The following is an 11,770-nucleotide window of genomic DNA, read 5'->3' on the forward strand; positions in this document are numbered from 1 at the left end:
CCATGACCACCAACGCCCGCAACGTCGCCATCGGCAAGCCGAAGGTCGGCGGCGCGATCTTCTTCGCCAAGGAGTCCGAGAAGGCCCCGCTCCCCACCGACGCGAAGACCAGCCTGAATGCCAAGCTCAAGTCGATGGGCTACGCCGCGGCCGAGGGGCTGAGGCGCGCGATCAACAAGGCCTACGAGGCGATCAAGGCGTGGGGCGGCGATGAGGTTGCTCGGCCCCGCACCGAGCTGACCGTCACCCTCTCCTTCGTCCTGATCGAGTCCCGCAACGCCGACGTCGCCAAGGCCGTGTGGGGCGAGGACGCCGTCACGATCACCCCGGCCACCAGTGAGCACGGCACCAAGATCGACGTCGCCTACGCTGGGCAGGACGGCCCCGACGGGTGCTGGGTGATCGACATGGCTGACGGTGATGGGCTGCACCGCATTGTCATCCCCAACGCCCAGCAGGTCACCGAGTCCTTCGAGCAGACCTACGGTGACTCCGAGGTCATCGCCTACCCGATCGAGCTGACGCTGCGCCGAGACAGCAACGGCAAGTTCTTCTACGAGTACACCGACGACGGGGTGAAGTCTGCATGAGCAAGAGGAGGGCCTACCGGCGCCCCGCTGGCGCACCCAAGCCGCAGGACCACAAGCCGAAGCAGGGCACCCCGGAGGTGTTCCAGGTCGAGGCCCTGGGCCGCACCTGGACCATCGACGCTGACAAGTTCGACGACGACGAGCTCATCGAATGGCTGGGGGAACTCCAGAGTGGGGAAAATCCGTTCGTCCTCGCGAAGGTTGGCAGATTCCTTCTCGGCGAGGGAGAGTACGAGGAGGCTCGCGAGCTGCTGCGTGACCCGGAGACGGGGCGCGTCAAGTTCAGTGACATTGCGGAGTTCATCAAGGGCGTTCTCAGTGGCGGCAATGCCTGATGTCCCTGCTGCGGCTTCATCGCATCCTCAGGGAGCACAAGGGACCGCTCAGGGCTGACTTCCGGCGTGAGTACGGCATCGATCTGGATGCCGTGCTCACGCCGGACTCCCCTGATCACATCCCGCCACTCGTCCTGCTGGACCTCATTGACGGCCTGTCTCCGCAGGCTGCCTACTGGCGGGCAGCCGATCCCGATCGCGCAACCTGGCAGCTCACCGATCACCTGCTCGCCACCCTCATTGACGACATCAGAGTTTTCATGTGGGCATTCGGGGGAAAGAAAGGCCAGAAACCACAACCAATCCCCCGCCCCGGCATCGAATCTCCCGAAGAGGTCGTCATCATCGGGGCATCCAAGGGGTTCTCCTCGATCGAGGACTTCGAGGCCTGGTATCAGACCAAGAGGGAAAACATGACATAAGAATGGGGGCCCGCAATGGCGAACGGCGTTGAGCTCGGAAAGGCCTACATCTCCATCATCGCAACGGCGAATCAGATCGCCCCAGAGGTGAAGAAGCAATTCCGTGTCATTGACGACGATGCGGGAAAGCTGGGCCTGAAGATCGGCTCCCAGATCAGCGGGAAACTGAAGACCGCACTCAAGGTCGGGGCAGGCGCTGTTGCTGGACTCGGAGCTCTTGTCGGCGGGCTCGCCATCAAGGGCGGCATCGAGCGTGCCCTGAAGATCGACACAGCGCAGAAGAAGCTCAAGGGACTCGGACATGACGCCGACTCCGTGCAGGCGATCATGAAGAATGCCCTCGCCTCGGTCAAGGGGACTTCCTTCGGGCTGGGCGAGGCTGCCACCACGGCGGCCGGTGCTGTCGCTGCTGGGATCAAGCCCGGCGAGCGTCTCGAGCAGGTCCTGAAGTCGGTGGCGAACTCCGCTGCTGCCGCTCAGGTCGACATGGGCGAGATGGGCGGCATCTTCAACAAGGTCGCCTCTCTCGGCAAGGCGCAGAACGACGTCCTGCAGCAGGTCGCCGACAAGGGCCTGCCGATCTATCAGGCCCTCGGAAAGCAGATGGGCCTCACGGCTGAGGAGGTTTTCCAGGCCGCATCGAAGGGCAAGATCAGCTTCGAGCAGTTCGAGGCCGCGATGCGGGACGCATCCGGCACCGTCGCCCAGGAAATGGGGAACACCCTCCCCGGAAAGTTCGCGAACTTCAAGGCGTCTCTGTCCCGCCTCGGCGAGTCGGTCGTCGCGCAGGTGCTGCCTCACATCGGCAGCGGCTTCGCCTGGCTGACCGAGAAGGCCGATGCGCTCGGCCCGGCCGCGAAGAGGGCTGGCGAGGCCCTCGGAAAGGCCGTCGGCGAAGCCGGGAAGTGGATGACGGGTACCCTCATCCCTGCGGTCAAGGATGCAGCGACCTGGCTCCAGGACCGCACCGCGCCCGCCGTCGAGGCGATCACCGGATGGTTGCGCGACCACCTCGTCCCGGCGCTGCGAGACACAGGCTCCTGGATCAAGGACACGCTTGTCCCTGCCCTGCAGGACAGCGTCACCTGGATCAAGGAGAACTCCACCTGGCTCGGCCCGCTCACCGCCGCCGTGATCGGCGGAGCTGTCGCCTGGAGCGGCTACGCCTTCGCCCTCAAGGCCGCCGACCTGGCGGCCGGGGGGTTCAACAAGATCGGCCCCGCCGTGATCGGCGTCGTCAAGGGCCTCAACGCTGCCCTGCGCGCCAACCCCATCGGGTTGGTCGTCACCGCCATCGGCGCGCTCGTCGCCGGACTGGTCTGGTTCTTCACCCAGACCGAGGAGGGGCAGAAGCTCTGGGGGCAGATCTGGGGCGGCATCAAGTTCGCCGTGGACAGCGTGGTGGACTGGTTCGTCAACGTCGCAGCCCCCGCCTTCCAGGGAGTCTGGGACGCTATCGTCTTCGCGGCGGACAGTGTCCGCGACTGGTTCGTCAACGTCCTCGCCCCCGCCCTGTCGGGGATCTGGGACACGATCCTGTTCGCCGCCGACAGTGTGGCCGACTGGTGGACCAACGTCCTCGCACCCGCCCTGTCCGGGGTGTGGGACACGATCCAGCAGGCCGCCGAGCCCGTCATCGGCTGGTTCTCCACCCACGTCGGACCGGTGTTCGAGGCGCTGGGCGAGCTGATGAGGGCGGTGTGGGGGCGCATCATCGTCCCCCTGTTCGACCTCTTCGTCGATGGCCTCAAGATCGTCGGACAGTTCCTGTCCGCCACCTGGAACAACGCCCTCAAGCCGACCATCGACGCCTTGGGCAAGGCGTTCGCGTGGCTGTGGGACAACGCCATCAAGCCCGCCATCGACGCCATCCAGGTCGGCTGGCAGATCATCTCCGACGCCATCTCGGTGGCGTGGGAGCACGTCATCAAGCCCGCCGTGGATGCCATCGGCAAGGGCGTCATGTGGCTGTGGGATGTCGCGGTCCAGCCCGCCGTGAACGCGATCCAGGCAGGCTGGACCGCGCTGTGGGACATCGTGAAGGCCACATGGGACGCGGTCGGCTCGGTCATCATGGCCGCCATCGGCACCGCCTGGCAGGTTGCCGTCTCCGTGGTGGCGGGGGCGATGCAGGCCATCTGGTCGGTCATCTCCACGGTGTGGAACATCATCAAGAACACCATCGAAACCGTTCTCGCCGTCATCGCCGGAATCATCCGCACCGTCACCGCCGCCATCAACGGCGACTGGGGGGCGGTCTGGAACAACATCGTCGGGGTTTTCAACTCCATCGTGGGCGGGCTGGCCAGCAATGCCCGATTCCTCTTCGACGGAATCCTCGGGTATTTCAAGGGTGTGTGGACGGCGATCTCCGGCACCTGGTCTGCGGTATGGGATGGAATCCAGAAGGTCGGAAAGGCCGCTTGGGATTGGATTTCCCGCGCCATCGGCGCGATCTTCGAGGCCATCAAGAAGACCGTCACCGGCATCTGGGACGGAATGTCCCGAGCCTGGGGAGGCTTCTGGGATGGCTTGAAGAGCACCGGCAAGGCCGCGTGGGATTGGATCAGCTCCACCGTCGGCGGAGTGTGGGAGTCCATCGCGACCGCTGCAGGCGAAGCCTGGGACGGCATCGTCACCACGATTGGTGGCGCGTGGGACAAGATCAAGTCCACCGTCGCCTCGCCGATCAACGCCGTCATCGGATTCATCAACAAGGGCATCATCGGCTCCTACAACTGGGTGGCCGACAAGATCAAAATTATCCCCCGAATCGAGGGGACAATTCCTGAGGTGAAGTTCGCCCGCGGCGGCATCCTCCCTGGGAAGTCGTCGTGGAGAAATGGCGACGACCAACTGGCGTGGATGCGTCGCGGTGAGGGCGTCACCGTTTCCGAGGCGCTCAGGGACCCCTACGAGCGCACCAGGCTGCTGGCCCTCAACAAGGCCGCGATGTCGGGGATGTCCCCGGCACGGTTCCGGGCCCGGTTCGACAGCACGCATCCCGCGGGATGCGGCTGCGGACTCGCCCACCACGCCACCGGCGGGATCATCGGATTCCGCGGGCATCGGTTCACCTCGACGTTCGCCGCTCGCATCCTGCAGGCGGAGAAGATCGCCGGCGCCCGGATGCACATCAGTCAGGGCGGCTTCCGACCCAGGACGTCCTACTCCGGCACCAGCCATGCCGGTGACGCTCTCGACATCACCGGCGACTTCCGGCGGTTCATCGCACCACTGCGTCAGGTCGGCATCGCCGCCTGGGATCGCACCGGAAAGGGCCGCTGGGTGCCCCACGTGCACGGCGTCCCCCTGCCGGGGCACGGCACCCCGCTGGGCTCCGCCATCTGGCAGGCCCAGGACTATCTGCGCGGCGGGGATGGGCTGGGCGGCCGCGACAACGGCCCCGGGGTCGCCATCGCCTCCGCCGACATCGAGGAGGCCGTCAAGAGGGGCGCGGACAAGGCCTGGTGGGAGAAGCTCGCCGATGCGGTGGGTGACGCCTGGGACAAGATCAAGGGGTGGTTCAGCGACATGGCCGAGAAGATCGCCGGGCCCCTCAAGTCGCTCCAGGGCCTGGTGACCGGCGACGGGCCGTTCGACAACCTCGTCAGCAAGATCGCCGAGAAGCTCGGCAAGGATCTCAAGAACTGGGTCGCCAAGAAGCTCGGCCTGCCTGTCGAGGAGGGCTACGCGACCGGTACTCGCCACGCCCGCCCCGGCTGGGCATGGGTCGGGGAGCGCGGCCCGGAGCTGGTCCATTTCCGAGGCGGGGAGCAGGTCTACACCCACGCCGAGTCCAAGCAGATGGCGGGCGGGATGGTCGTCAACCTGTCGATGCCGCATGACGCGTTCCGGTCGGTCGAGGACCTCATCGAGTTCCTGCGCGACCTGCCTAGGGCCGTGCGACAGATGGAGGGAGCGTCGATCTGATGAGCACCTACACCACCTACGGTCCGTGGACGTCCGGCTCGAATCGCAGGATGCGGCTGCGATTCGACTGGACGATGGGGCACATCAGCCCCGGAGCGTCGTCGGTCACCGTCACCCTGGCGATCACCGCCCAGGTCGGCTACTCGGTCCAGGACAGGAACTCCACCCTGTCCTGGACCGGGGATTTCGCCGCATCCTCGGCATCGGTGTCGCTGATCGCCCCCACCGGGGGCAGTGTGCATCTGACGACGCTGCGCGGGGAGTTCCCGCTGCGCGACGCCGCCTACACCATCACCGAGTCCGTCACCCTGTCCGGCATCGAGTATGTGGGTGTGTCGGCGTCGCACACCGACTCGCTGCGCATCCCGCCCAAGGCCGCGCAGCTACCGGTCTCCCCCGGTCCCCCGTCCGTGACCCGTATCGGATCGGCCGGGACGGCGTTCCAGATCAGCTGGAACGCGGTCGGGAACGCCGACTACTACGAGCTCGGGGTGGAGCGGGAGAGCACCGGCACATCTGGGGTTTTCGCTCGCGTCTACGGCACCAGCTACCGCGACGAGATGCCAATTGACGATCAGTTCCGCTACTGGGTGCGTGCCGTCAACGCCGCAGGCGCCAGCAGGCCAGCCTATGGCCCGTATGTGCGCACCCGCCCTCTGCCCCCGCGCATCTCGTGGACCCGGCAGGGCGGCCGGATCATCGTCCGCATGGACCAGCAGGCCCGCTACCCGATGGGCCTCCGCCTCCAGTGGCGCGTCCAGGGTGGGCACTGGGCAACCCTGACCGAGGTGCCCGGCGGCTCCGGCACCGCAACCCACACCCCGCCACTCGGCGCAGTGGCGGAGTACCGGGCCGACACCTGGGTCTCCCAGCCGTCCCGGACGGACTCGGAGTGGGCCTACACCGGTCCGGTGCAGGCCCTCGCCGCGCCCATGGCCCCGACTCATGTCGGCCCTGCCGGGGTGACGGTGGCGGCACAGCCGGTCCGACTGGAATGGCAGCACAGCCCTGTGGACGGCTCTGCCCAGAGCGCGGCCGAGGTCCGCTACCGGCAGACCAACTCCGACTCCTGGACCACCGCCACGACCACCACCGCCAGCTACCACGCCATCACCCCCGGCTCCGGCTGGTGGGAGTGGCAGGTGCGCACTCGCGGTGCGCACGCGGACTGGGGCCCATGGTCGCCGATGTGGGGCTTCCGTGCCGCCCCAGCCCCGACGGTGCAGATCACAGCACCCCCGGCAGGTACCTACCGCAGCAACCGCATCACTCCGACCCTCAGCTATCGCGATGCCTCCGGCGCCGCGATGGCGTCGTGGGAGATCCAACTCCTCGCCGCCGACGGTAGCGAGGTGTCCCGCATCGCAGGAACCGGCGCCTACACCCCGCGGCCACTCCCCTACATCCTCACCAACGCCAGCGACTACCGGATCCGGGTGTCGGTCACGTCCGGCACCGGACTCCCGGCCGAGCCGGTGGAGCGACAGATCACGACGTCGTTCACCCCGCCAGCCGCGCCGCTACTGATGGCGCAGTGGGTCGAGGACCAGGGCATCGTCGCACTCGAGGCCCGCGCCGGAACCGGCGGGGAGCCGACCGCGAGTCTGCGCATCGAGGCATCGCACGATGCCGGGCTCACCTGGCAGGAGGTCTCCGCAGGCCCCGGTGCCCGCCTGGATGCATCGGATGGGCTCCCCCCGCTCAATGCGGAGGTCGCCTACCGGTCGATCGCGGTCTCGGCGCTGCCATCAGAGGCGGCCTCCGCCGCAGTGACGCTGCGCACCACCACCGGCAGGGTGTGGCTCGTCGGCGACGACGGGACCAAGGCAGAGCTGATCGGTGACATCGACCTCTCCCACACCCACGGCCACGACGTCGTCCTGGCTGACTACGAGGGGGCGGCCCATCCGGTCGCCCACCACGGGGTTGCCCGGCCCGACCAGGTCACGTTCTCCGGCCGCATCCTGCCACAGCTCGGCTCGCCCCGAGAGGTGTGGCTGCGGCTCCTCGGGCAACCAGTGTGGTGGCGCGACCCCTCAGGGATCCGCTGGCGCGGCACCCTGACCGCCTCCGGCGTGGCCTGGAAACCGCACAGCCTCGCCGATGGACTCGCCGCGGTCTCAGGCACGATCGTGAGGATCACAGATGGCTGAGTGGTGGAGCATCGACCTCCTCGACAAGGAGGAGAACCTCCTCGGAACCTTCGGGCAGATCGAGGGAGGCTCCGTCGACTGGAACATCGACCGCGCCATCCACGGCGGCGGCACCCTCGAGGTGTCCCAGCCCCCGTCCGGGGTGGACTGGCTGTCGCATCGGCTCCGCCTGACCCACCACCGTGGCGAGCACACCACCCGCATGGGGGTGTGGGTGCCGACCTGGCCGGAGATCGACATCGACGGCGACCACCGGAGAATGTCGGTGCAGGTCCTCGACAAGACGAGCATCCTGTCCCGTGAGATCCCCTACATGTCGGAGGTCACGGCCGGGACGGTCGTGACCGACAAGGTGGCGGAGATCATCCGCGACCGCGGGGAGCACGCCATCGCGATCACCCCCTCCCCTCTGACCCTGCCCTCCACCCTCACCTGGGACGCCAAGACCACCCGCCTCAAGCAGATCAACGACCTGTTGTCCGCGATCGGCCACGGCGGCCTGTGGTGCGACGGCAACGGCTGGTTCCGCGCCGAGCCCTACGTCGCCCCAGGTGATCGCCCCCTGGCGGCAACGTACGGCGGCGACCCCGGGGACTACCGGGTGCTGCGCACCTACCGGGATGCCGCCAACCTGGCCGACCTGCCGAACCGGGTCGTGGTCTACAGTCCCGGCTCCTCCACGAGGGCCGCGATGCGGGCCGACGCCGAGCTGCCCGCCAGCCATCCGCTCGGCAGCCACCGACGCGGCGACATCCCCCGAACCTACGACGGTGTCGAGGCCGCCAACCAGCAGGTGTTGGACCGGCATGCCGAGCGGCTCCTGGCGCAGGCCACCAATGTCACGCGCAGAGTCACCTACCGCCACCCCGTCGACGACGTCCAACTGCGCGACCGCGTCCACATCCGACGCCTCAACATCGACGGGGCGGTCATCAACCGGCGCATCCAGCTGGGCATCGGGCCGGTCGTGGAGGACACCATCCGCCACATCTACGCCGCAGGAGACAAGCTGTGGATCTGACATCAGCAGGCCAGCTCCTCGCCGGGGCTGTGGCCGCCAGCAACGCCCAGGGCCAGCGCTACGAGTGGGGCCGCTGGGACGGCTCCAGGCTGTGGCTCGACACCGCCCCTGACATCGGACTGACCGCCGACAACGCGGCCGGGCCGCTCAGCCCAGGGCAGCGAGTGCTCGCCATCTACCTGGCACGCACCAAGCGCTGGATCATCATCGGCCCTGCCGCCACCACTCTCGAGGCCCGGCTCTCGCAGCTGGAGGCGCAGGCCGCGCGGCTGCCGCGCGTGGTCGCCCGCGGCCAGTGGGTCGAGCCGGACCCCGGGCCGACGACCAGCTTCATCCGCTGGCCCGCAGGCGTGGCATTCACCAGCCCGCCCACGATCATCACCCAGCTGGCGTCCTCGGCCGGAGTTTTCGCAGGGGCGAGATCGCACGTCGACGGGATCGGCCTGACCGGGTTCCGTCTGTCCACCACCGGAACATCCACGGGCGGCTGCCCATGGATGTGGACCGCAATCCAATGAGAAAGGAGCCCTCATGGGCAGACGTGACACCAAGCACTTTCCTGCCGCGACCAAGCAGATCTGCTACGACGTGGCCAACCATGTGATCGCGACTGGCCCGCCGTCGCTGTGGATCGGCCGGGCGCACGACCCGAAGTCGAAGGAACATCGAACTGGGCTGGCGCTCGACATCATCGTCTCCCGAAGGGTCGGGCTGATGCCCACCGCGAGAGAGAAGGCCGCTGGCAACCTGCTGGTCGCGTGGCTGGTCAAGCATGCCCGCCAGCTCGACATCCGGCACATCATCTGGGACGCGGAAATCTGGAAGACCCGATATGCGGATCAGGGCTGGAGGCCGCTCCCTGGCCCCCGGTCTGGCATCTCGGACTGGCACCGCGACCATGCGCACGTGTTCTTCCAGACCGCCAACGGCAGGGTCCCCAGCGACCCGATCACCTCAACCACCACCCTGACCAACCCCATCCCCGAGGAGGATGACATGCCCTCAATCGATGACCTGCTCCGCGCCCCCGTCGGCGGGAGCGGCCTCACCGTCGCAACCGCCCTGGAGGCCGCGGCCTACAAGCCGTCTGCGACGCAGATCGCAGACGAGATCCTCGGCCGCTGGCTGGGAACCAGCGGACCGACCGTCGCGGTCGCGCTCCAGTCTGGGGCCGCGAACGTCAACGCCCTCCGGGTCGAGATCACGGCCCTCACCAAGGCCCTCCACACCGCCCAGACGGGCGGGGTGGACATCGACCAGGTGAGGGCCATGGTCCGGGAGGCCGTCGGCGACGCCCTCCAGGCCGGGGGCGAGTCCCTGCGGTGAGCGTCCTCCTCGAGACCCCCGTCCTCACCCCGGAGTCGTGGGGGGTGATCGCAGGAATGGCCCTCACCGTCGGTGCCGGGGTCATCCTCGGCATCCGCAAGGGATGGGCCGCCATCCTGCCCATCCTGAGGTCAACGAGCAAGGCTACGGCCGAGATCAAGGAGCAGGTCGCCAACACCCACACGACGAACCTCCGGGTCGACATGGATGTCATCACTGCCATCACATCCCGGATCGAGGAGAAAGCCGACCGGCTGCTGGAGATCAGCGAGCGCCACGACGTCGAGTTCAAGCACGTCAACAGCCGCCTCGATGGCCATGATGCGCGCTTCACGGCCGCTGACCAGCGCATCACCAACGTCAAGGCGGCCGTCGATCACGCCCTGCACGATCACTCCATGCGGCTGCACGAGGTCGAGGCTGAGCGCCGCACCGACTGGAAGGACAACCCATGATCCGCCCACGTCGCCGCCGTCCTCGGCCGGAGCTGATGGAGTACCGCACCTACGGTGGCTGGTCCGTGCAGCGGCCCGAGTTCGGGACCCTCGGGCGGTACAGCCCCGACATGACCCGGCTCCTGCCCGACGGCCGCACCTTCGAGCTGCGGCTCCGCCTCGACCGCGCCGCCTACCAGCTGTTCCGCGACCTCGGAGTCAGCCATGAGGAGGCCCTGCACCACTCCCTGCTGTGCCCGTCGTGGGCGGGCCTCCACAACGCCCCAGCACACGGGGTCTGGGAGATGGACATCAAGGCCCCCGACACGGACCGCGTGGAGATGGTCGCCATGCTCTGGCCCGAATCCGACGACGAGTGGCCCCTCGGCGAGATCAACTTCCTCGAGGGCCGCATCGGCTCCGGTGAGACGATGACGAACCTCCACTGGCCAGATGACGAGGGCCAGCCCCAGCATGATCCGGCGATGATCCCCGTCGATGTCACCCAGTGGCACCGCTACCGCGTCGACGTCCGCCCCGGCATGGTCCGATGGGGCATCGACGGCCGCACCGTCCGGACGCTGCGCACCCCCCACGCCCCGCACGACGTGCCCGTCCACATGGTCGTCCAGGCCGGAGTGAACCGCGCCTTCCTCCAGGACTGGCACCCGAACATCGAGTGGGAGGAGCGCATCCTGATCCGCCCACTCCGAGCACCCCACAACAACCGAAAGGAAACTGCATCATGATCTGGACCCGAGCTTTCTGGATGGGCGCCACCGAGCGCGCCGTCAAGACCGTCGCACAGGCCCTCGTGGCCGTCGTCGGCGTCGCCGGGATCGGTATCCTCGACGTCAACTGGGGCTCCGCCCTCAGTGTGGCCGCTGCTGCCGGTCTCGCCTCCCTGCTGACCAGCATCGGGAGCGCTGACTTCGTCGCCGGACATCAGCCTGAGCCGCTCCCGGAGCACGGCGATGCCTGACCTGCCCAGTCTCGACGGCCTGACCTCCACCCAGCTCATCGAGCTGCTGGAGGACGCCCAGCGGGCCTACATGGCTGCCGTCGAGCGCGAGAAGGCTGAGGCCGCGAGCGCGCAGCAGCAGCTCATCACCCTGGCCGAGCAGCTCGGCCAGCAGATCGCCGCACTCACCGCCATCGTCGAGGCCCCGGCCGAGAGCCTCGACCCCGTGCAGGCGGTCCGGACGATCGCCGGGGCGCTCGGGCAGGTCACCGAGCTGGCCCGGCAGTCCGTGCTTGTCGGGGCGCAGGCCGCCGAGATGCACCACTGACCCGGACTGACCCAGCGCACAAGAGGAAGAGCCCCCCACCCTGCTGCGGGTGGGGGGCTCTTTTCGTGTTCTCTCCTGGGGCCTCGTCGGGGCCTGAAAGATCCCGGAAAGCCGCCTTGGGGCCTCTCGGGGCCTGCGTTTCAGAGCATTTCCAGACATTTCGAGATGATTCACAACGGCAGCAAAACGCCTTGCCAAAACCGATTTCTGCCCCCGACAAGCCCCTATGCCTGGCCGATTGAGGGACGAGTCGGCCTGTAAGCCGGA

Annotated in this window: 12 protein-coding genes; all 12 read left to right on the top strand. The window is 67.8% G+C overall.

The features are described from left to right. The first annotated feature begins 2 nt into the window (after window positions 1–2). Genes EII34_RS15090 through EII34_RS15145 form a run of 12 tightly spaced genes read left to right on the top strand, consistent with a single transcriptional unit; the run spans window position 3 to window position 11,503 of the window. Entirely contained in the window at window positions 3–590 is a 588-nt protein-coding gene (locus tag EII34_RS15090; protein WP_124845997.1) for a phage tail protein, read from the top strand. Beyond that, complete coding sequence (locus tag EII34_RS15095) at window positions 587–925, top strand: hypothetical protein (RefSeq protein ID WP_124845998.1); 339 nt, start codon at window positions 587–589, stop codon at window positions 923–925. Before EII34_RS15090 ends, EII34_RS15095 begins: the two co-directional genes overlap by 4 nt. Continuing rightward, window positions 925–1,347, top strand: a complete 423-nt coding sequence (locus tag EII34_RS15100; protein WP_124845999.1) for a hypothetical protein — start codon at window positions 925–927, stop codon at window positions 1,345–1,347. The genes EII34_RS15095 and EII34_RS15100 overlap by 1 nt, the downstream gene beginning before the upstream one ends. A gap of 15 nt (window positions 1,348–1,362) precedes the next feature. After that, the gene (locus EII34_RS15105) at window positions 1,363–5,280 is read left to right on the top strand and encodes a tape measure protein (RefSeq protein ID WP_124846000.1); all 3,918 of its coding nucleotides are present in this window, start codon (window positions 1,363–1,365) and stop codon (window positions 5,278–5,280) included. Further along, on the top strand, window positions 5,280–7,433 hold the full coding sequence (locus EII34_RS15110) for a hypothetical protein (protein WP_124846001.1): 2,154 nt from the start codon (window positions 5,280–5,282) through the stop codon (window positions 7,431–7,433). Before EII34_RS15105 ends, EII34_RS15110 begins: the two co-directional genes overlap by 1 nt. Continuing rightward, complete coding sequence (locus tag EII34_RS15115; protein WP_124846002.1) at window positions 7,426–8,454, top strand: hypothetical protein; 1,029 nt, start codon at window positions 7,426–7,428, stop codon at window positions 8,452–8,454. The genes EII34_RS15110 and EII34_RS15115 overlap by 8 nt, the downstream gene beginning before the upstream one ends. After that, window positions 8,445–8,972: a hypothetical protein gene (locus EII34_RS15120; RefSeq protein WP_124846003.1), complete on the top strand. Its 528-nt coding sequence runs from the start codon at window positions 8,445–8,447 to the stop codon at window positions 8,970–8,972. Before EII34_RS15115 ends, EII34_RS15120 begins: the two co-directional genes overlap by 10 nt. Window positions 8,973–8,985: 13 nt before the next feature. Then, the gene (locus EII34_RS15125; RefSeq protein WP_124846004.1) at window positions 8,986–9,780 is read left to right on the top strand and encodes a hypothetical protein; all 795 of its coding nucleotides are present in this window, start codon (window positions 8,986–8,988) and stop codon (window positions 9,778–9,780) included. Beyond that, window positions 9,777–10,235 carry a DUF2746 domain-containing protein gene (locus EII34_RS15130; protein ID WP_124846005.1) on the top strand — a complete coding sequence of 153 codons (459 nt, stop codon included), beginning with the start codon at window positions 9,777–9,779 and terminating at the stop codon, window positions 10,233–10,235. The genes EII34_RS15125 and EII34_RS15130 overlap by 4 nt, the downstream gene beginning before the upstream one ends. After that, the gene (locus EII34_RS15135; protein WP_124846006.1) at window positions 10,232–10,963 is read left to right on the top strand and encodes a glycoside hydrolase family 16 protein; all 732 of its coding nucleotides are present in this window, start codon (window positions 10,232–10,234) and stop codon (window positions 10,961–10,963) included. The genes EII34_RS15130 and EII34_RS15135 overlap by 4 nt, the downstream gene beginning before the upstream one ends. Next, window positions 10,960–11,196 (top strand): holin, encoded by a 237-nt coding sequence (locus EII34_RS15140; RefSeq protein ID WP_124846007.1) that lies wholly within the window; start codon window positions 10,960–10,962, stop codon window positions 11,194–11,196. Before EII34_RS15135 ends, EII34_RS15140 begins: the two co-directional genes overlap by 4 nt. Beyond that, complete coding sequence (locus EII34_RS15145; protein ID WP_124846008.1) at window positions 11,189–11,503, top strand: hypothetical protein; 315 nt, start codon at window positions 11,189–11,191, stop codon at window positions 11,501–11,503. Before EII34_RS15140 ends, EII34_RS15145 begins: the two co-directional genes overlap by 8 nt. Window positions 11,504–11,770 lie beyond the last annotated feature (267 nt).

Source organism: Arachnia propionica (assembly GCF_003859805.1).
Lineage (GTDB): Bacteria > Actinomycetota > Actinomycetes > Propionibacteriales > Propionibacteriaceae > Arachnia > Arachnia propionica_C.